The sequence below is a fragment of the Bacillus sp. S2(2024) genome, from assembly GCF_050474045.1.
Taxonomy (GTDB): domain Bacteria; phylum Bacillota; class Bacilli; order Bacillales; family Bacillaceae_G; genus Bacillus_A; species Bacillus_A yunxiaonensis.
On sequence record NZ_JBFLUS010000005.1, the window covers coordinates 279,755 to 299,122 of the forward strand.

At 32.4% G+C, this 19,368-nt stretch carries 17 protein-coding genes and 2 pseudogenes; 5 read left to right on the forward strand and 14 right to left on the reverse strand.

Going from position 1 to position 19,368, the window contains the following annotated elements:
• Window positions 1-31 precede the first annotated feature (31 nt).
• Window positions 32-742: a class I SAM-dependent methyltransferase gene (locus AB1284_RS26330; protein ID WP_429762094.1), complete on the reverse strand. Its 711-nt coding sequence runs from the start codon at window positions 740-742 to the stop codon at window positions 32-34.
• A 356-nt stretch (window positions 743-1,098) separates the two neighbouring features.
• Here AB1284_RS26330 and AB1284_RS26335 point away from each other — a divergent pair, with 356 nt between their 5' ends.
• On the forward strand, window positions 1,099-1,374 hold the full coding sequence (locus tag AB1284_RS26335; RefSeq protein WP_429762095.1) for a hypothetical protein: 276 nt from the start codon (window positions 1,099-1,101) through the stop codon (window positions 1,372-1,374).
• Window positions 1,375-1,441: 67 nt separating this feature from the next.
• Here the strand turns inward: AB1284_RS26335 and AB1284_RS26340 are convergent, their stop codons facing one another.
• The 5 genes from AB1284_RS26340 to AB1284_RS26360 form a co-directional block, all read right to left on the reverse strand.
• Complete coding sequence (locus AB1284_RS26340; RefSeq protein ID WP_026591141.1) at window positions 1,442-1,675, reverse strand: YuzF family protein; 234 nt, start codon at window positions 1,673-1,675, stop codon at window positions 1,442-1,444.
• Window positions 1,676-1,913: 238 nt separating this feature from the next.
• Entirely contained in the window at window positions 1,914-2,147 is a 234-nt protein-coding gene (locus tag AB1284_RS26345; protein WP_429762096.1) for a hypothetical protein, read from the reverse strand.
• 279 nt (window positions 2,148-2,426) lie between these two features.
• Window positions 2,427-2,591 carry a BC1881 family protein gene (locus AB1284_RS26350; RefSeq protein ID WP_253629179.1) on the reverse strand — a complete coding sequence of 55 codons (165 nt, stop codon included), beginning with the start codon at window positions 2,589-2,591 and terminating at the stop codon, window positions 2,427-2,429.
• A 559-nt stretch (window positions 2,592-3,150) separates the two neighbouring features.
• A complete protein-coding gene (locus AB1284_RS26355) occupies window positions 3,151-3,612 on the reverse strand; it encodes a CarD family transcriptional regulator (RefSeq protein WP_429762097.1) in 462 nt (153 codons plus the stop codon).
• A gap of 215 nt (window positions 3,613-3,827) precedes the next feature.
• Window positions 3,828-4,736, reverse strand: coding sequence for an acyl-ACP desaturase (locus AB1284_RS26360; RefSeq protein WP_429762098.1), 909 nt, complete (start codon window positions 4,734-4,736; stop codon window positions 3,828-3,830).
• Window positions 4,737-4,919: 183 nt separating this feature from the next.
• On the opposite strand from AB1284_RS26360, the gene AB1284_RS26365 reads away from it, so the two are divergent.
• On the forward strand, window positions 4,920-5,606 hold the full coding sequence (locus AB1284_RS26365) for an IS6 family transposase (protein ID WP_429762099.1): 687 nt from the start codon (window positions 4,920-4,922) through the stop codon (window positions 5,604-5,606).
• A gap of 122 nt (window positions 5,607-5,728) precedes the next feature.
• On the opposite strand, the gene AB1284_RS26370 is transcribed toward AB1284_RS26365, so the two are convergent.
• On the reverse strand, window positions 5,729-6,901 hold the full coding sequence (locus tag AB1284_RS26370; RefSeq protein ID WP_429762100.1) for a tyrosine-type recombinase/integrase: 1,173 nt from the start codon (window positions 6,899-6,901) through the stop codon (window positions 5,729-5,731).
• Between the two features lie 391 nt (window positions 6,902-7,292).
• Here AB1284_RS26370 and AB1284_RS26375 point away from each other — a divergent pair, with 391 nt between their 5' ends.
• Window positions 7,293-8,300, forward strand: a complete 1,008-nt coding sequence (locus AB1284_RS26375; protein ID WP_429762101.1) for a helix-turn-helix domain-containing protein — start codon at window positions 7,293-7,295, stop codon at window positions 8,298-8,300.
• Window positions 8,301-9,906: 1,606 nt separating this feature from the next.
• Window positions 9,907-10,610: pseudogene (locus AB1284_RS26380) on the forward strand (IS6 family transposase).
• Window positions 10,611-10,686: 76 nt separating this feature from the next.
• Here AB1284_RS26380 and AB1284_RS26385 read toward each other — a convergent pair.
• From AB1284_RS26385 to AB1284_RS26395, 3 genes are all read right to left on the reverse strand, one after another.
• A complete protein-coding gene (locus AB1284_RS26385; protein ID WP_429762102.1) occupies window positions 10,687-13,116 on the reverse strand; it encodes an EAL domain-containing protein in 2,430 nt (809 codons plus the stop codon).
• Window positions 13,117-13,526: 410 nt separating this feature from the next.
• Window positions 13,527-13,676, reverse strand: a complete 150-nt coding sequence (locus AB1284_RS26390) for an aspartyl-phosphate phosphatase Spo0E family protein (RefSeq protein ID WP_377881862.1) — start codon at window positions 13,674-13,676, stop codon at window positions 13,527-13,529.
• A gap of 325 nt (window positions 13,677-14,001) precedes the next feature.
• Window positions 14,002-15,720, reverse strand: a complete 1,719-nt coding sequence (locus tag AB1284_RS26395) for a methyl-accepting chemotaxis protein (RefSeq protein WP_429761885.1) — start codon at window positions 15,718-15,720, stop codon at window positions 14,002-14,004.
• Between the two features lie 517 nt (window positions 15,721-16,237).
• On the opposite strand from AB1284_RS26395, the gene AB1284_RS26400 reads away from it, so the two are divergent.
• Entirely contained in the window at window positions 16,238-16,810 is a 573-nt protein-coding gene (locus AB1284_RS26400) for a recombinase family protein (RefSeq protein WP_429761886.1), read from the forward strand.
• Between the two features lie 161 nt (window positions 16,811-16,971).
• Here the strand turns inward: AB1284_RS26400 and AB1284_RS26405 are convergent, their stop codons facing one another.
• The 4 genes and pseudogenes from AB1284_RS26405 to AB1284_RS26420 form a co-directional block, all read right to left on the reverse strand.
• Window positions 16,972-17,172: a hypothetical protein gene (locus AB1284_RS26405; RefSeq protein ID WP_429761887.1), complete on the reverse strand. Its 201-nt coding sequence runs from the start codon at window positions 17,170-17,172 to the stop codon at window positions 16,972-16,974.
• Window positions 17,173-17,596: 424 nt separating this feature from the next.
• Window positions 17,597-18,349: a quorum-quenching N-acyl homoserine lactonase AiiA gene (gene aiiA, locus AB1284_RS26410; protein ID WP_429761888.1), complete on the reverse strand. Its 753-nt coding sequence runs from the start codon at window positions 18,347-18,349 to the stop codon at window positions 17,597-17,599.
• A gap of 152 nt (window positions 18,350-18,501) precedes the next feature.
• Window positions 18,502-18,744 (reverse strand): annotated as a pseudogene (locus tag AB1284_RS26415) (DDE-type integrase/transposase/recombinase); the annotation flags it as partial.
• An 18-nt stretch (window positions 18,745-18,762) separates the two neighbouring features.
• A partial coding sequence (locus tag AB1284_RS26420) for a poly-gamma-glutamate hydrolase family protein (protein WP_429762103.1) occupies window positions 18,763-19,368 on the reverse strand: 606 nt, incomplete at its 5' end.

Here is a 19,368-nt window from a genome sequence, read left to right on the forward strand (position 1 = left end):
TCTTTGATTGATAGTAATGTATGATGGCCCCTTATAGATTATTTTTTCTCACAGCATATGTGATTGCATTTGTTTTTAATAAAACAGACTTTTCATTTCGAATAATTTTATATTCGAGTGGTTTTACCATGATACTCAATACTTCCCAACCATCATATATTTGTCTTAATATATTCATCATTTCTTCTGTTGGAATGTTTATCTCCATTAGTGCATCCAATTTTTTATTGGTATCCATATCAATTTCTTCAACTTCAGAATTTACAATGATACAATTTATTCCGTTGTACTTCGTTCCATCTGCCATTCGTTGAACAACTTTTCCAAATACCTCTTCTGATTGGACATGTTCTAAACTTGAAACTGCAACAATGAAGTCGAAGTTATTAGGCTTAATCTCATAGTTTCCTATATCAGCTTTTTCAGTTTGAATTACTTCTTGAACTTCATATTCCTGACTATATTCATTTAATTTTTGCAAAGCAGAGTCTAATACATCAACACACACAACTGTACCGCCATTTTCTTTTATAGCTTGAGCCAATGGGATACTATTTCTACCCACTCCAGAACCTAAATCAAGCATATTAAGATCGTCTTTTCCTTCAAACAATGGAATTAGATCTATTACCGTTTTTACAGGTTTATGTAGCCACGAACCTTCTTCAAACAGTTTATAATTATCATAACAATAGTCGTGATATTTTTTCTCTTCTTTTCTTATAAATTCAATTCTGTTCATTGTTTTTCCTCATTTCTCAAATTATGTATTCTATAAAATACTGTAACAGATTTAATATAACTTTTTGAACTATCTTACCTTGTTACTTGAAGAAAAAAAGATGAATCATATATACATGTGAGGTTGACATAACCACTCATTATTGAAAGTATCAAAAAAAATCTCACTTCTTATCTGAAAAAAGATAAGAAGTGAGATTTTTTGTTTTGGGGGCGACTTAATTTCTTAGGTTGATGGGCATGTGGCGGTACGCCTATTTGAGGAGATGTACGAGACAGGTGTAAATTTAGGAGAATCTAATATTTTCCACTCAAATATGATAGAATACAAGTATATCCAAAACGGAGGAATAACAAATGAACTCAAACACAAAACAGTTTATTTATGATATCCAGCAAAGAAAGAACAATTATATAGAAAATGTATTAATAGCAATACAACACCCTAAAAAAGAGCAATCTGAACAAGTCATTCAAAATATAGTAGAGAAGATGGATATGATGATCAGTTTAGTTACTACTTACATGGTTATTGAATCAGAATCTACAAAAGAATTAAAAGAACTTCAAGAAGAACTTATTCATGCTCAAGCATATATTCAAAAACGGAAATTTGAAGAAACACAGAGATAAAACCCTGTGTTTTTACTTGGTGCACTATGACACTAATTTTTTATAAATCTGATTAGATATAATTTGATTATTGTTTTGGCATAATCCATACAATTTGTTGAATGCGTACAATATATGGCATCGTATCTTCAATGAGCAAATGATCTGGTTTCACATCTTTTAACTTTCCTCTTACATTACCTCTTACAGTTTCAATAACCACATGTTTACCAATTACTGATTGTAATGTCTGATATACGTAGGGATTGGGTGCACTTACCATATGTTGTTCACTCAAGTTATTTCCTTCCGAATAACTCATTCTATAAGACTCCTTTCTAACTTGCATTCTTTCTCCTAATATATGATATAAATCTTATCAATATGCTAGAAGGATAATTCATTATAGGAACGGAAATAACATTTTAATAAGGTTCGGTTTCTATTTCTATATTGCTAAAAAATGATTTATATAAAGTTATTTTTACTAGTTAATAGGAGATGATATAGGGATATTTTGAATGTACATCTAGGTTGTTCTTTTTAGGATATGTATCATTTTAAATACGCCCTTTATTAGAATAGCGCTCATACTTTTTTTTTGATTCTTTCGTAATACGTGCGTTAAGTAAAATTGCTAACAATAAAAACACTCCATATTTTCCCCCTGTAGCTCCTATGATAATCACACTACTACAAACAAGTACAATTAATAGGATAAACGAAACTAAATAAATACGATTATAATTCTTTGACATCTTCTCGTATTTTATGCGTTCTTTCCTTGCATCCATCTAAATTCCTCCTTTAAATGATCCATTTCACTCTCAAATAAATCTCGCCCTTAAAAAGGAAACAATCTATCGTTTTAAATAATTAGTTTGTTTTTTTATCAACTAATTTATATAACGTAAAAAGAAATCCTACCAATATTAAGCTTTCCACCATGATAATCCCGACCCTCTCCTTCCTTTTAACCCCAACACATCAGATAAAAGTTATGTATATCCCACATTAGCTGCAGCAAACAAAAAGGATCATCCCTTTTTGTAAAGGATCATCCTTTTCTTCGTTCATTCAACAATTTTTAGGTATTCTTGATTAATTAAAATAACAGCCGGTCCATTTACAAGAATTCCACCAACTTCAATTTTTTCATAAGACTCAATCTTAATAGAAGTAATTCCTTTCCGCTTCTTTAACTCGTTACTTAATTCTTGCGTTGGCATGCGTTTCATATCTTCACTCCTTCTTATTGTTCCATTTAATCTTATTATGTTAAATAAATTGTAAAAATGGGTTCTAGTTCTAGAAATCCCATCATTTTTTATCGTTGACCATATATTTAGATGTTACCAACTCGCGCATCTCTCTTATGAAAAGAAGATAAATAATTACTATTCATTGTCTCAGTAATTGTAAAAAAATTCTTAAAGATAGAAATGCGATTGATTGTTTTTTCTTCTAGAAATAATGACTTAGATAGTATATTACCTAAAACAATGAAAGCCCTACCTCTCTTTCATCCTTACGGCTCCTTGTCCGTGCCAGTGTGAATCAGGATTACAAAAATCAAGTGACTATTTAATCGAATTATTTGATGAAACTTCGAACGATCGTAAAAGAAATTTTATAATAAAAATGGATTAGATTGAAGTAATAACAAAAGAGGTTCCTACTCTAAAAGTGGGTTGAAGAAATTGAATGTCTTTGAAATGATTTGCTTTTAATACTCATCACATTCTCGAAAAATTCAGGATGTTTTCGGGTGAGATAATACATTATCTATAATGAACCTTAACAGAAACTTTTTATTTGATTTTCAGTAATTCCTTTAATTAATTCTAGTTCACTGACCAAAAATTTATATGCATCATCCAACAATTTTTTTTCGCTTGTATTCAGTTCTTTTTCTTTCTTCATACGCATTAAATCGCGTACAACTTCAGCACCTTCTTGTATTTCACCCGTTTTTATTTTGTCTGTGTTCACTTTATGTCTTTGTTTCCACGGCAGTAATTTACAAGATTCTTCATGCTGAAAAATGTGTATAATGTGCTTTAATGCAAGTATATCAGTAACTGGGCGTATATTCGCATTCAATATTTTATCCGTAGGAATCATGACTTGCATATTACTGATCGACATTTTTATGACATAATACTGTTGTTTTTCCCCTGAGAATTCTTTTTCTTCTATGGCTTCAATTATACCTGCTCCGTGCATTGGATAAACAATGTTATCGCCAATTTGAAACATATAATCCACCTCCATATATGGTAACCTTCTTAACCTTAACATATACGCGGTTTTTTATCAAATATTTTATAATATCATAAAATCATTTTTACCGTCAACTACTTTTAACAAAAATTAAATTAAGTAAAAAACACCCCCAAAACAATAGGGAGTGTGTCAGATTTCCCATAAAGGGAAGGGGAATTTCCCCGCTTATATTCTGAAATCTCTATTCATTAACGTAGATCAGTTTTCCCTTGAAAATGACCAAATCGATCCCGTATTTTTTTCAATCTTGTGTGGTACTCCAAAATCTCAATTCTTGCTTTTTCAGCTAAAGGTGCAATTGGTCGTAAGTCTTTTAACCCCCAATAATCAACCAATACATCAAGTACTTGATCAAAATATTGTAGTGGTCCATAATTCGCTTCTTTTGCAATCACAGCCATTCTATTTTCAAAATCAGGCATGACGGCACCTGGCATTTTAAAATTCTTAATCACATTGGCAATATGATAGCAATAATTTGGTTCCAATTCTAAATGTGTTCGAATGACGTCTCGATAAAACGCATAATGAAGAGTTTCATCTTTTGCAAGACGGCGTAATAATGTAGCAAGATCTGGATCATGCTTACTTGCAACCTTAGCTACATTATTGTAAAACACCATCGTTGCAAGTTCTTGTAGCGTCGTATACGTCATTGCTTCGATTGGTGTATGAAAATCAGGCTCAAATCCACCCTCAACGACTGACTTTCTTAAATCATGTATTCGTTTAGGGTTCACACTTCGAGTGAGTAGTAAATATGTCTCCAATAAATTCGAATGTTGATCCTCTTCTGAGGTCCAAGTATGAATAAAGTCTGTAATAACAGAAAGGGATCCTTTAAAGGTCGCCGATAAATACGTTGTAAACCATGGTAAATTCACTTCTGTTAATAAGGCTGTTTCAATGGCCGTAATTACACCAGAAGGAAGAGTAACTTGACTTTCATCCCAAGGAACTCTTTTAAAGTCCATCCCCTTATCCCATGGTAAAAACTCATGATAACCCCAGTCTATCTTCTGCGCTCTTATTTTATGTTGTTCATACAATTCTTTTAAACGTGGTTCTAATCGGAAATCTAAATCATTTGTTAGCATATAAGTGCCCCCTTTTCTTACCATGGATATTCATCCTATTTTTATCCTTAAAAATTTTCTACAAATAAATATTACTTTCCTTTTGTTAAATAAATGTAGTTGATTAGATAGCCTTAAAGGTTCTGTTGCAAAGTTTTCTAAACTAAGCTACACTTTCGAAAAAGAAAACGAGGAGAATTACAGATGGGATATTTTAAAGGAAAACAGTTCAAGAAGGATATTATTTTAATAGCCGTTGGCTACTATTGTCGTTTTTCTTTAAGTTATCGCGATGTGTCTGAAATTCTCAAAGAACGTGGTATTTCCATTCATCCAACAACTATCATGCGCTGGGTTCATGAATATGGAAAACTTATCTATCAAATTTGGAAAAAGAAAAACAAAAACACATTATTATCTTGGCGTTTGGATGAAACCTATATCAAGGTGAAAGGGAAATGGTGTTATTTATATCGAGAAATCGATAAAGAGGGACAAACACTTGATATTCAACTTCGTCAAAAACGGGACACACAAGCAGCATATGCTTTTATGAAAAGACTTGTTCAATCTTTTGGAGAACCAACGGTTCTGACGACAGATAAGGCCCCTTCTTTAGCTTCCGCATTCAAAAAATTAAAGGAGATAGGCCTTTACAAAAATACCTTTCATCGTACAATCAAGTACCTCAATAATATCATTGAGCAAGATCACCGGCATGTGAAACGTCGATTCTCCCGTTCTTTAGGATTTCAAAGTCTTCGCCATGCCTCACGTACTATTAAAGGTATAGAAACTGTTCATGCTATATACAAACAAAAACGAAGTCTTCAACCAAACTTCGTTTTTTCGACGTATAACGCATTACATGAATTATTAATAGTTTCATAAAACTGGTCCATAACATTCCCCATCTCTTTATATCTTCGGAAACTTTGCAACAGAACCGTTTTATTCATCGTTTACTTTGATACATATATTGAAATTCTTTGTTATTCATTGTCTTTCTACTTTTAATTCAACATATCTGCAAAAGTAGTCCCCACATTATTTTTACGTTTCATGTGCTTTTCTAAATAAATCTTTGTTGTTTGTATATCTTCATGGCCCAATGTTTGCATAAGATGATACAAATCAGCATTTCCCTGCTCTACCGCCATAATCGCAAAAGCATGACGAAATGTATGTGCAGTTACAGGGTTTTCACGATGTTTTAAGAAATCTAAATTTGTTTTTTTAATCATATCCGTTACCTGGTTAGATAGTGTTTTGGCACTATAAAAGTTGCCTCTTTGATTCACAAATAAAGGATTCTCATCTCCCTGGTTCAATACTGTCTCAAATCCCCTTCTTTTTCTCATTTCACAAATACATCGATACAAATATTCTGAAATGAAAAGTTCACGTACTTTATTCCCCTTTCCTGTTACTTTTAGCCAGTACTTTCCATCGTAATGTAAATCTTTTACCTTTGCTGTACAAAATTCTTGAATACGTGCTCCAGTACTTGCTAATGCAAGCAGAATCGTGTAATTCACTAAATGTCCTCTATCTTTATAAAAACCAAGTATCTTCATAACCTCGTCATAAGATAAATCGCGGTTTGGTCGATCCTGTGCGTTTACATTTGCCTGCTGCATTTCTTCATGAAGTGGTTTTTCTATGTATCCAAACCCATACAAGTGTTTTAGAAATGAACGAATTAAAACCGTCTTCTTTGCAAGTGTTGCGACTGCATATTTGGATTCATTTCGGCCATTCTTTACTTGTTTTAACCAGTTATTAAATTTTCGAATGTGCCAAGGTTTTAGTGTTTTTAATAAGGAATCTTTTTTCGTTACTTCTGCCCCATCTATCTCAAATGCTTCTGCATGCTGCACCATACATTGGCAAAATGATAGTATTTCAGTTAAATAGCTCTTCTTGGTATCTTCTTTTCTATTCTTTTTTTCATCCATATCTTTTTGCATATGTACAAAGTGGTAAATCACTTCAAGGTCACTCAGGAAATCGTATTTTCCCTTCCCCTCTCTTTCTGCTGCTTCCATTTTTTGTTCTACATCATTTATATAATGACTGTTATTCAAAAAGGTAACAACATCTTTTATGTTATCTATATATGTATCTATAAATTCGTTTTGATTGTTTTTAATAGGTATAATTTCTTTTCCATTTTTATTATCCATACAATTACTATCCCACTTTCTGTATAGATTCTTAATATATTATCTTATAATACATTATAATACGTAATTGAATTTACTTACATAAATTATATAAATTAAAAATCATCTTTTTTCGGTAAGAATCCCCCATTCTTCTATATTTAAATATACACTTATTTTTTTATAATTTATTATTAAATGATTGTTAGTTTAAAGAATATATCTAATCTATTTCAATTGATTTATATTTAAATATTGATTAGAAGTTTAATAATTAATAAATTACATATCATGTTTTAAATACTTATATAAACACAATGAATTTTGATTTATAATATCCATAGGTTTAATATATATCAAATACTCTGATATAATATAAATATAAGTTTATAGATTAGGAGGCATTGTATTAATGTCACAAGATTTATTATTTATCTCGAAGCCGACAGTAACTACCAAAGAAGCAGCTGAAATATTAGGAGTAACTGTACAGACCGTTTTGAAGAAAGAAAAAGAGGGTCTAATAGAATGTGTATATAAAGATAATTGGAAACAATTTGGTAGCAAAATATTTTACTTAGAAGATATTGAAAAGTTAATAAATGAAGAAGAGATAAGAGGCTTAAGCACTAAAGAAGCAGCTGAACTTTTAAACGTGGCACCATCTACTATCTTTACTTATATTAAATCTGGAAAGTTGCCCGCAACATTAATCGAGAAGCGTGGAAAACTAGTTTATATGATTTCGGAAGACGATTTACAAACCTTTCAACTTCATTATGCAAAAACCACTACGAAAGAGCGAAAAACATTTATTACCAAGATTGAGGATACTGAAGTGCATTTATTTCAGTTACTCACACACAATGAAACATCTAAATTAGCTCGTATTATAGAGATAAACGGAAAAGATGGAAAAGTCATGACACAAGAGGAAGAAATCTTTCCTCTATCTGAATACATAGCTCGTGGATACAAAGTGGAGCATTTTGAAAAGCAAGCAGTTATTACAAAACGTGGATATCTCTCATTTAAATTTAAAAGACCGCAGCTTTTTGACTCTATTACGTACAAATTAATTACATTATTTTATAGAGAAATTGGCTCTACAAATATGCGATTATCTGTGGATCAAGATACAATTCATATAGAAATTAAGCCCTTTGTATGTAAGGTTGATCCGATTCAATTTCAAGAAGAGATTAGGTATTTACATTCACATATGAAAACAGGTTCTATATTACCACATGCTGAAGGAATCTTCTTTAAAAGTAATATGGAACCATTAACATTTCATGCAGATCATGAATTTAAAAAACAAGTCATTAAAATGGCAACGGTTGCAGGTTTAGGGCAAGAAGAATTTTTATTTCAAGCTGTTAAGACATATATGAGTACATTAAAAGAGGGAAATAATTAAAATCTACATAATGGATAGTGCTCAATTCTCATCAAGGAATAACCTTTTTTCTTTTAAAAGCCTTATGCAAGAAACATTATTTATATATATATATTTCTTCAGAATTATTCTTATTTATTATATAAAAATTACACAACTATAATTCGGTTTAATAGATTTTATAAATAGAAATAATATAGGGGGCATAATCACATCAATCAACACATGCCCCTACTTGAAGAGAATTGGAATAAATTCTTTTTTATATTTTTATAGATTCAAAGAGAATCATATTTCTTCTATGGCTCTTATTATTTCAACTTTCTAAGTATAATTATTTAGTTTACGATAATTTTATTATGTGATATGCATTGCGTTTTATCACATAATAAATAAATGTTTATACAGGAGTACCTCCACATGCTCATCAACTTAAGAAAACAAATCCACCCCAAAACAAAAAAATGAGCTTTTTTATTACAAGTTAAGATAAAATCTCGTTCTGGGGGAGTTGTATTTTCTTAGCTTGATAGCGATGCGGTTGAACCCCTATATAATTATTACCTATAAAAAACGCTCTTTGTTAACTTTCTCTATTTTTGCCCTAAATTTATTATTAATAATGTGGATTCATAATTGAAAAAGCATCTAATGTATATTAGATGCTTTAATTCTATAAAAATGTTCTTATCATTTGAATATTAAATAGGAGTGTATTCTGCTACTATAGCTTTTATGTTGTCATCCTTTTCATCAACAGCATATATCTTTATGTTACTGGATGATGGAATTCCATGAAGGTTGAATAGATAGAACCCGACACTTCTTATACCATTGCTATCATATGTGGCATCTGATCGTATCTCTGTTAACCTATCATCTACTTCTAATTGATAACGGACTTTTGAAATTGGAATCCTAGGGAATCTAACACTATATATTTTGTCTCCATCAAATCCCCATCGAGGAATTCCATGGTTTCAAATGTTCCAAAGCCTACAATTTGAAATTTATCTCCACTTCAGAGTATCCCATAAGACTTGTTTCAAAATAGGAGAGTAGAATATGGGTATTTTTGCTCACCCCCTCGAAAAGGGGGAAAGACTTAATTGTATTTATGTTTACCTCATATTTCTCAGCAAGCTCTTTACACTTCATACCTTGCATGTAATCCTCTTGTGCTAACTCGTGTTTTTGTTTCACGTCACATCACCACACCACCTCTATATTAAATAGGAAGTAAAATGTTTTAACTCCTCCTCACGATAAACTCTTGCATATATTTTATTTATACCGTATTATTTAGATGCAATAATTTTTTTAACTGTATCTTTCCTTTGGATGAACCTAGACTACTCTAGGTTCTTTTTTTTGCAAAATAAAAAAACAGTGGATTTGCTACTTTAATCAATTCACTTTAAATAAACATCGATATCATAATAAATTAGTGAAAATATAGGTATAGGTAAATATAGAATTCTTACCTAAAAACCTATATTTTTATTTATATTTAATCTATTAAAGGAAAATGAAAGGGTTCTGGTGCAAAAACTTCAAGGAAATTGCAAGTAATCTCTAAATCTTGGACATACTGATACTATTACTCTAAAAAAGGTGTGTGATCAGTATGAAAAAGGAAAATTTGTTCAAATGGAAGCACTATCAACCTGATATTATCTTATTAACGGTGAGATGGTACCTTCGGTACAGCCTAAGTTTTCGTGATTTGGTGGAAATGATGGAGGAACGAGGTTTGTTTATTGCTCACACCACCATTATGCGTTGGGTGCATCAATATGGACCTGAATTAGATGAAAGAGTACGACATTATCTTAAGACAACAAATGATTCCTGGAGAGTCGATGAAACGTATGTGAAAGTAAAAGGTCAATGGATGTATTTATATCGCCCAGTCGATTCAGAAGGAAATACCATTGACTTTTATCTCAGCGAATCAAGAGATAAACAAGCAGCCAAGTGCTTTTTCAAGAAAGCCTTGGCTGCTTCTCATATTTGTAAACCTCGCGTGATAACAGTAGATAAGAACCCTGCCTATATAGCAATTCAAGAATTAAAAGAAGAGAAACATATGCCTGAAGTCATACAATAAGGCAAGTTAAATATCTCAATAATATAGTGGAACAGGATCACCGTTTCATTAAGAAACGTGTGCGCTTTATGTTAGGATTCAAGTCATATGAAACAGCCACTTCTATATTGAGTGGCGTTGAAACCGTGCATATGATGAAAAAAGGACAACTTCACTTACAGGTGAAGTCTGTCCAAAATGAAGTTAGATTCATACATAAATTGTTTGGAATTGCATTATAATCTGCCATTGAACAGTCTATATAGGTTTCTATGTCTCCGTCAAATGATTTTTGCACCAGAACCCTATTTTCTATTATTATTGTAATAGCAATTGCTCATTTAGAGTAACTGATAGTTCTTCCGCAGGCATAGGACGGCCAAAGAAGTATCCTTGCGCTTTGTCACATTGTTGTTGTTGAAGGAAATGAAGTTGTTCCTTCGTTTCAACACCTTCTGCAACTACTTTTAAATCTAAGCTATGAGCCATATTAATAATGGTATTGACGAGTGCGGCATCTCTTGAATCCGTATTTATATTCTTTGTAAAAGATTGATCAATTTTTAAATTATCAATTGGAAAATGTTTGAGATAGCTTAAGGATGAATAGCCCGTTCCAAAATCATCAATAGAAAGACGGATACCCATTTGTTTTAATTTATGCATAGTAGCAATAGCGTACTTAGAATCTTGGATAATACTTTCTGTTAATTCAAGTTCAAGGTATCGAGGGTCAAGTCCTGTTTCTTTTAATGTTTTACTAATTCTTTCAACTAAGTTGTTTTGTTGGAAATTCCTTGAAGAAATATTAACAGCTACGCGTAAAGGAGAATATCCTTTATCTTGCCATTCTTTATTTTGACGACAAGCCTCATAAAGTACCCATTCTCCAATTGGGATAATTAAACCTGTTTCCTCCGCTAAGGGGATAAAATCAGCTGGTGATATAGTTCCCCATTCAGGATGATGCCAACGAATGAGAGCTTCTACCCCAATTACATTTCTTGAAACGACATCTACTTGAGGTTGATAGTAAAGCTTAAATTCACCACGTTCTATTCCTTTACGCATTCCGTTCTCTAAATTCATTTTCTTCGATACAATTTCATTCATATCAGGCGTGTAAAATTGAAAATTATTTTTGCCTTGTTCTTTTACATGGTACATGGCTGCATCTGCATTTTTAATTAAAGTTTCTATGTCCCGGCCATCAGTAGGATATAAACTAATTCCAATTGATGGAGTTACAAACATTTCATGTTTATGGATTCTGAACGGTTGACTAAATAAATTTACTATTTTTTGAGCATACTCCGTAACTTCATCTTGAGTTGTATTTGAAAGAAGAATGATAAATTCATCGCCACCTTGGCGGGCAATCGTATTGCGTTTACCTAAACAAGCATCCATTTCTTTAGCAACCTTGATTAATAAATGATCTCCCATAGCATGCCCTAAAGTATCGTTAATGTACTTAAAGCGATCCAAATCCATAAACATAATAGCGAGCATCTGTTTATTTTCACTTGCTTGATTTAACGCTCGATTCAGTCGGTCATTCAGTAAATGACGATTTGGTAAGTTTGTTAAAGGGTCATGATAAATCATGTGGTTGATTTTTGCTTCCGCTTGTTTGCGTTCCGAAATATCCCGAATAATACTACTAAAATAGGTGTCGCCATCAGCTTTCCAAGTCGCAATAGAGAGTTCTAACGGAAATTCGCTTCCGTCTCTTCTAAGTCCTTGTAATTCAACTGTTTTGCCATTAACATGGAGTTGACCTGTTGAATGGTAACGTTTCATTCCTTTTTGATGAGCAGCATGGTATCTTTCTGGAATAATAATTTGTAGATTCTTTCCTAAAACTTCATTTTCTTGATAACCAAAAAGAAGGTTAGCCCCTTTATTCCATGACATAATGGTCCCTTTTTTATCAGCTAAAATAATAGCATCATTAGCAGACTCAATCACTGAACGAAACTTATGCTCTGATTCTAAAGCTTTAAAGTCAGCTCGCTTATCAATAAAAATGCTAATGAATAACAATCCTAATATAATCAACATGACAATCCCAATAGCATAAGCAAAAAGGATATTATCGAATGATGATTTCATTAAACCTGCTTGATGTTGATGGGATTGGAACATGGCTGATGCCATTCCAGTATAGTGCATGCCTGATATAGCGATACCTATGATAATACTACTACTAATCTTTCTTATCTGATATCCCGTTGTGTTGGAATCCTGACGTAGTGAAAGTAAAAGGTATAAAGCAATGAAAGAGCTAACAAAAGCGATAATGGCAGAAAGAGTTAGTAGAAGAGAATTATATACAATTTTTGCAGCCATCTCCATTGCCTCCATCCCGATATAATGCATAGAGACAATACCCGTCCCCATGAAAAGAGTTCCCATAATCATCTGGGTTATGCTCACAGAAGGTTTACCCACTATATATAAAGCTAACCAGGATGAAATAATAGCAGGGATAATGGATACAATGACCAAAGTTACATTATAGGTTACAGGAATTGATAAATGAAAGGCAAGCATGGCTACAAAATGCATAGACCATATTCCCATCCCCATTGCAAATGCTCCGCTAAATAACCAAATGTTGCGAGCCGTACCTTTTGATAAATGGATGCGAACCCCTATATTTAATGCAACAAATGAATCCACAATTGCGATAATAATAGAAAGAACAACAAGGGGTAAATTATAAGTACTAGAGATCATTTCCATATAATGCTCCTTTTCGGTATCGAATAATAAATGATTTAAAATAACCGGAATTTAAGATGTATTATTAATAATCCCTATATATTGTTTATTAGTTATTTTTAACTCTAAATAGGGGTCCCGTCCACATTTTAACGAAAACATATGTTAAACAAATTTCGACACAAAAAAACGTTGATTTTACTACTCTAAGTGATTTATTTAGTCTCAAAAACAGTGGTATTTGAGACAAAGGAAATTAAATCTAAAATAGGATGTAAATAGCTCAAAATATGCCTCAAAACTCATCTCTAAATCAAAATCTCAATTAAAATAAGTAATATCGAGTTTTGAGAATTTTTTAGGGTATAAAAAGGTTAAAATGTGTACACCACTCCAAAATATAATAAGTATAAATCTCATGAAAAAATTCTTCATTGTCCTTTCATGAACTTAAAAATTAAACAATCTAATTCTCGACTTAATGTAAGTACCTTTTTATGGTTGATACCATATTCGATAACGAATTGAATTAATTCGTTCCTTTTATCTTCTATCACACTATGTAGCTTTGTTAATTCCATCTATAATCTCCTCTATACCTATTGAATTAATCGGAAAAACATTCAAATAAAAAAACAAAACTAATAAAGATGATACAATACAAATTGGATTTTTCAAAGGTAATAAACCTAAAAGTTTGAATAAATTTTGGGCACAGCCGCATGCCCATCAAGCTAATATTTTGAAGTATCCCCAAAACGAAGTTTATATTATTTTGCAGTTATTTATGAGAATTCAACTCGTTTTTTCGTTTTGGGGAGCAACCAATTTCTTAAGTTGATGGTGAGGTGTTTCTACCCCGTTAATAAAAGGTGGAACTAATAATTCCACCTTTATAAATAATTTTTATTCTTTAATTTTAAATTGTGAAATTAACCTTTCTAATTCTTCAATTTTTCTTTTTATTTGCATAGATTGATTTATTATTTCTGTAATGGATGATGCTTGTGTTTGAATAGCTTGTACGGTTTGATTTGTATCTTTCGCTACGTTTGTAGAAGTTTCTGATACTACTGATAGGGAAGCGTTAATTTCTTCAGTTCCAGCAGACATTTCTTCTGTTGTAGCTGATACTTCTTGGATTTGACGTGTTATTTTATGAATGTCTGTCATGATTGCTGAAAAGGCCTCGTCTGCTTCATTAGCAGCATTTCTTCCTTGTTCCGCTTCTTCTTGACCTTTTCTCATAATTTGAACGGTATCTTTTGTATCTTGTTGAATTGCTTTAATTAAATCATTAATTTCATGTGCGGATTGCTTTGATTGTTCAGCTAATTCTCGCACTTCAGCTGCAACAACTGCAAAACCTTTTCCATTTTCCCCTGCACGCGCTGCTTCAATTGCAGCATTTAAAGCAAGCAAGTTTGTTTGTTCGGCGATATTCGTAATCGCATCTAAAGCTTTATCTATGTCTTGTGTACGCATCACAAGACGCTCTATCATTGTAGATGTTTCTTCCACAGCTTTATGTACATTATTCATTTGAGTAATAGATTGCTTGATTACTTCACTACCGCTATCCACACGATCTGTTGTAATAACAGACACTTCAGCAACAGTTGATGCAGATTCAGCTACTGTTTGCACTCCATTTGCTACATCACTCATTGCTGTTGAACTTTCTTGAATACTCGTAACTTGTCCTACTATTTGTTTGTTTACTTCATGAATCGTTTGAACAGCTTCGTTAGAGATTTGAGATGCTTGTTTTGTATTTTGCAACATACGATCAGTCGAAGAAGTAACCTCGTGTGTTGTTACCTTTATCTTCTCAATTAGTTGTTCCAAATTGTCTAACATATCATTAAAAGAAGTAACGATATTTCCTAATTCATCATTTGCTTCATAAGAAGTACGTACTACTAAATTCCCAGCTGCTACTTCTTTCATATCATGTTGTAATAAAGTAATCGGACGTTTAATCGCTATTTTAATGATATATCCAATACATATAATAATTGCAGTTGCAATAACGGAAATCATAATAAACATCAGTATTGTAGTATGTGCACTGTTCGTATTATTTTTTTGTAATTTTTCTGCCTGGCTATTATTATAGTTCACAAGTTCTTGAATAGAATTAATTGCATTGTGCATAGCAGGCTCAGTGTTTTTTAAATAATAAGCATAAGCTCCTTCATTGTCATTGGTTAATGCTAAATCTTGTGCTTCTTTCATTCGAGTTTCAAACTCTTGAAAGTTTTTTTGGAAATTCTCATATAATTGCTTTTCTTCTTGTGAGTTGATCTTAGACTCATAGTGTCTTAATAACTCATCATTTTCCTTACGTAGTTCGGCTATATTATTTGCTAATTCTTTGTTTCTTTTTTCATCAGTTGTAACCATAAGTTCCATAAATTTACTATTAGCGTCGTAGAAATTAGATTCTACAGATTGTATCCAAAAAATTGGAAGTAATCTGTTGGCATACATATCTGCAGAAGCTTCTCCTGTTTTTTTTAAAGAGATAACCCCTATAATGGATAAGAGAATACATGCGACACTAGCTGTAATCATTAATGTATTCAACTTCGTACCAATTTTGCTGTTTTTTAGAACGGACATTCAACCACACTCCCTTTAAATCTTAATATTACGTTTTATATCTTATAATAAAACCCAACAAATAACGACATATTTTTATAAAATGTCGTTATTTGTTGGGTTTTGAATAATTTAAATTAGTAAAGCTGTTAATCGAGAAGAGAATAATTATAGGATGTGTCACTATCTCGGTAATAGATTAAGGAAATCTTAACTTATTACGATTTATACATAGTAAAAGAGGTTTTGGTGCAAAAATAATTCGCTAGAACCATAGAATAGCAATATCCCATTAACCTTGAAGTTAAGCAGCTAACCTAAATAACTTATGAATGACTTCAACCTCATTTTGGGCATAGTTCACCCACGGGTAAAGCCTGCCCAAAATGAAGTTAGATTCATACATAAATTGTTTGAAATTGCATCATAAACTGTCATTGAACAGTCTATATAGGTTCTATGTCCCTATCAAATGTTTTTTGCACCAGAACCCTTCAGAGTGTCCCATATGACTTGTTTCAAAATAGGAGAGTAGAATATGAGAAAAATAGGTTATGTACGAGTAAGTTCTGTTGATCAGAATCCTAAGCGACAATTACAACAAATGAAGGAAATTGAAGTGGATATTATATATGAAGAAAAAGTGTCAGGTGCTACACAAGACAGACCAGAACTTCAAAATATGTTAAACGACCTGAGAGAAGGCGATACAGTTTATGTAACGGACTTAACTCGAATTACTCGTAGTACACGGGACTTATTTGAATTAGTTGACTACATAAAAAACAAAAAGGCAAATTTAAAATCATTAAAGGATACTTGGTTGGATCTATCTGAAGAAAATCCATATAGTCACTTTTTGATGACGGTTATGGGTGGAGTAAACCAATTAGAACGGGACTTAATTCGAATGCGTCAACGAGAAGGAATAGACCTTGCAAAAAAAGAAGGAAAGTATCAAGGAAGAGTTAAAAAGTATCATGAAAAGCATGCTGGAATGAATTATGCACTTAAGCTGTATGAAGAAGGAAATATGACAGTAAAACAAATTTGTGAAATTACCAATGTTTCAAGATCTTCTTTATATAGGAATCTACAAGGAAAAATATAAGAAAAACACACCCACCTAAATTGGAAAAATTTTCAGATGTGGCGGGTTATTCTTTGAATCGTTTCCGTACCCCATGTGTGGCGTTTTTGCCACACATGAAATAATAAAAAAAAAGAATCGACCAAGGTCAATTCTTAAATAGTTAACTAGTGCTATTTTTATTATTGTACAGGGTCATTTATATCTACTAGGATATTTTTTTCATCAGTGCAATCATCATCTGTATTTTCTTTTAACTGAAGCATTTGTTTGGATTCAGGTTTATTTACCGCAGGATCAAAAACAGCAAAAGCCAACCCTAATGCAGTGCCAAAGGACACAAGCCCCTTTTTTGACTGTTTCCAGTTAAAAAATTTTTTCATAGTGTTTAATATCTCCTTTATCCTTCTAATACAACACTGAATAAATCAAATTATACAATAGATCTTAGTACTAACCATATTCTTAATTTAGAAATAAAAGTTTCTTGAAGGGAGTTATACCTTTATGCATTGGATAAAATTTATGATTAAACAATTCTTAAAAGAGCCTTTGTGGTTTAAAATACTAATTTCTACAACTTTGCTTATTTCAATTATTTTTAGCAGTTCATTTTTTTCGAATAATGCTTATTTTTAAAGCTGTTCCAAGTATGCGTACTTTTAAAACATATATAAAGGCAATGAAAAACTACTTAGAAAACCTTAATTTTTATACAAAAGTGAATCTTAAGTTGATGGATGTGTGGTGCTACCCCCACGATAAAAAGTCATGAGCTAACGAGCCCATGACTTTTTATATGCAATATCACAAATAATCTGGGAACACTTTACAGCCCTTTTCTTGCTCCATATCATGTCCAAAGAAAATAATCGGATTTTCTTTCCTAACAACATCTTTTAAACGTTTTATTGAAGATAAAGCTAAATCCGGATCAAATCCAGCAAACGGTACTTCATCTTCAAAGTTTTCTTTCGTATATGATGCATCAATAGTTAGTAACACTGGACCTGATTTTTCCGTCTCAATTAATAATGACTGATGCCCTGGTGTATGTCCCGGTGTATATATTAATTGAACACCTGGCACTACTTCATAATCCCCTTCAATGATTTTATAGTTTAAATTCGGCAATATACATTCTTTCAAATATTCCTCTCTGTGGAGTGCTGCCTCATATTCAGCACGCTGTACAATAATTGGTGTATTTGTAAAAACGCCATTTCCTCCTGCATGATCAAAATGCAAGTGAGAACTAATGACATAAAGAAGATCTTCTAGCCCATATCCGGCACGCTTTAAAATATTTACGATCCTATCGTTCTCATTCATTTTAGGTAAAATTTGACCTTCAACAAATGTACCTTTAAAAAGATTCTCATTATTAAGCGCACTTTCTGGCATACCTGTATCTACTAAAATAGGTCCCTCTTCTGTCTCCAAAAGATAACACCAAACAGGTAAGTTTAATAGTTTACCCGGTGTAAGTGTACTATTAACTGAAGAATGATCCAACATACAACGACCTGCTGGGACGAAATAAAGCTTCTTTACTGTCATTATGTATCCACCTTTACAAATAATTTAGGATAAAACAATACAATATTTCGCTTATTAGGGGTAGCACCACATTGCCATCAACTTAAGATTTTAAAGTACCCCGAAATGAAGAGAAAGTTGTTACTCTATGTTTCTAACTAACATTTTTGCACCAGAACCAAATCAATTATATTACCTTTGGAATTTATCGTACGATAGAGATACAACCATTGCGATTTTACCTTGATATACGTTTCATCAACTCACCAAGAATCATTAACTTTCTTTAATTGACGACGTATCCGCTTGTTCAATTCAGAACCATACTGATGTATCCATCGTATAATGATCGTATGAGGGATAGATTGTCCCTGCTCTTCCATCATTTCTACGAAATTACAAAAGCTTAAATTGTACGGAAATCACTATCATTTTTACTCGGCTATTGCTGATCGAATAGCATTACCAAATTTCTCCATCTTAGAATTATCATTCTCAAGTTCAGTACGCAAAGCACCGGTGATCTCCAATTGTGCACCTTTTAAAGTTTTACCCCTATTTACGATATTCATCGGGTTGGTCCCCTTGAGATCGTCACGTATACCAGTACTGAAACCTGCGCTGGACAATTTTCCCTCAATCTTATCCTTTAATTTCACATCAAGTCCGCCCATGTAAACTAGTTTTTCTGTTCCTTCCGCACCATGAATAGAAACAACTTTGTTCTTTTGTGCTACCATTTTCAAAGCTATTGGGTCGTCATAATGGGTAGAAGTTAGATGCAAATCATTTCGCCCATCGTTTTTAAAGTCGTCATCTTTTATAGCATTAAATATGTAGTAACTGTAATCACCTAGGGCAACTTTTTTTGCTATTTGGTCAGTTCCAGATTCGATTTTTCCACCGTGAATTGCTAGAATGATTGTATCAGAACTTGGTATATCTTGGGTTTCAATGGTATAATCTATACCTTTTTGGTAATGCGCCGACAATTCTTCAAAGTTATCGTATACATCTGATGCGGCTGAAGCTGTAGACAC